A 621-nucleotide genomic window follows, 5' to 3' on the forward strand; every position below is an offset into this window, starting at 1 on the left:
ATCCAGGCATCCGGCGCAAAGGGCAGTACCTCCCGCTTAAAATACTCGTCGATATCCTCTTTCAGCGATATATTCTCGGTATCTCGCAGATTGGTGTCAGCCTGTTTTTCACCTTTTTTCAATACAAGTTTACCGTTCTCATCCCTAAGGGGGCGTTCCACAGTAATTTTGGTGTAGCCGAAGTCGGTATTGTCAAAAATCATACTGATATCGCTCATCGCAAAGTCTCCGTACAGCCGGGTAATTTCCTCTATGGCACTGTCCGGAATGTCGTTTCGTTTGTTGCCAAGAGCCTTCCGGCGTTTTTCAAACAGGCCGTTTGCGTTTATTAGCTGCACCTTGCCCTCACGTTTGGTGCCCTTCTTTTTGTTGGACAACACCCAGATATAGGTAGCAATGCCCGTGTTATAAAAAATGTCGTTGGGCAGGGCGATAATAGCCTCCAGTATATCATTCTCAAGAATGTATTTGCGGATTTCGGATGGGCCGCTCCCTGCATCACCCGTGAACAGTGGGGAACCATTATGGATGATTGCAATACGGCTGCCGCCGTCCTTCTGCTCTTTCATTTTTGATATTGCTGTCATGAGAAACAGCATCTGCCCGTCGCCCACGGAAGGC

1 protein-coding gene is annotated in these 621 nt (G+C 48.1%); it reads right to left on the reverse strand.

What is annotated here, in order from left to right; all coding sequences use genetic code 11:
- Positions 1-599, reverse strand: a 599-nt coding sequence (locus AC1DWB_RS36925; RefSeq protein ID WP_477545995.1) for an HsdM family class I SAM-dependent methyltransferase, incomplete at its 3' end; no start/stop codon positions are given.
- Positions 600-621 lie beyond the last annotated feature (22 nt).

It is taken from the genome of Paenibacillus sp. P4_E11 (assembly GCF_056401635.1).